Origin of the sequence: uncultured Algibacter sp., from assembly GCF_947487605.1 — a bacterium.
Taxonomy (GTDB): Bacteria; Bacteroidota; Bacteroidia; order Flavobacteriales; family Flavobacteriaceae; genus Algibacter_D.
In genome coordinates this window covers 1-1,070 of the sequence record NZ_CANKXK010000046.1, presented here as the reverse complement: position 1 = coordinate 1,070, position 1,070 = coordinate 1, and the positions used below count along the sequence as shown (strand labels likewise).

The window sequence follows — 1,070 nt, the reverse complement described above, 5'->3', positions numbered from 1 at the left end:
TGGCAACGGTTTTGCATATGCTTTGTAGCGTGTGCAAGCCGAAAGATAGTAAATAAAAACTGACAGAGAAAATTCGGAAGAATTTTCGGAAGTAAGGACTGAACTAGCTATAAAATATATGCGTTGTTGCCAACTGTACTTTTAAATCAGTTCAGACGTTCATTGACATACTGAATACTTTATTTTTTTCCGAGGGAAGGCAGATTGCTGACAGTCGGAAGCAAAAAGAAATTAATAATGGTATCTACATTGGACAATTGTTAATACCTGTTCTTTGTCGGTTCCTGAAATTTTATAAACTAACCTATGTTCTTGAGTAATCCGTCTTGACCAATAACCTTTTAGAATTCCTTTCAATGGTTCGGGATTACCTAATCCAACAAAATGAGTTCTTTTAGTGTTAGTTATTAATGTGTTAATTTTTTTGAAGATTTTCTTATCGTTCTCTCCCCAATACTGGTATTGCTCTAATGCAATTGAAGTAAATGCAACTATCATTAAATATCAACTACTGTAACTTCACCTTTTTCAGCTTGTTCAATAGATTCTAAAAGAGTGTTTTTATTTGCGTCAGTTCTTAATAAATAATCTGTTTCTGTTAATGAATTATATTCACTTAAAGGCATCATAACGATGGCTTCCTCGTCTTTGGTTCTTGGAATCATGATTGTTACGTATGATTCAGAAACAAGGTCAAGATAGTATTTTAGTCTACCTCTTAAAGAGGTGGATGTTATTGTTTTCATTGTCGCTGTTTTTATAGTTATACTACAAAGTATATGCCAAATGTACATTATTCTGTACATAAGTAAGTGTTAATTTTAGAATTATTAACAAGTTATCAACTAATTTAGACGTTATCAAAATAACAAAAATAATAGATAATATTTATGATTAGGTCTTTCTAGTATGTTTAAATTAGTCGGTTAATGTGTCATTAAGTTACAAAAAAACTAAAATTTATCAAGTATTGATAACCGCAAGCAAGCTAAAAAAGAAGGGAAAAAAATAAAGAGATTTCAGTAGTCAGTTTAATGAGTAAGAGTTCAGTTGTATTGTTGGCAACGTTT

At 30.7% G+C, this 1,070-nt stretch carries 2 protein-coding genes; both read right to left on the bottom strand.

The genetic code is table 11. The features are described from left to right. Positions 1–231: 231 nt before the first annotated feature. Positions 232–498 carry a Txe/YoeB family addiction module toxin gene (locus Q0739_RS14855; RefSeq protein ID WP_298239522.1) on the bottom strand — a complete coding sequence of 89 codons (267 nt, stop codon included), beginning with the start codon at positions 496–498 and terminating at the stop codon, positions 232–234. Then, on the bottom strand, positions 498–746 hold the full coding sequence (locus Q0739_RS14850; RefSeq protein WP_298239521.1) for a type II toxin-antitoxin system Phd/YefM family antitoxin: 249 nt from the start codon (positions 744–746) through the stop codon (positions 498–500). The genes Q0739_RS14855 and Q0739_RS14850 overlap by 1 nt, the downstream gene beginning before the upstream one ends. Positions 747–1,070 lie beyond the last annotated feature (324 nt).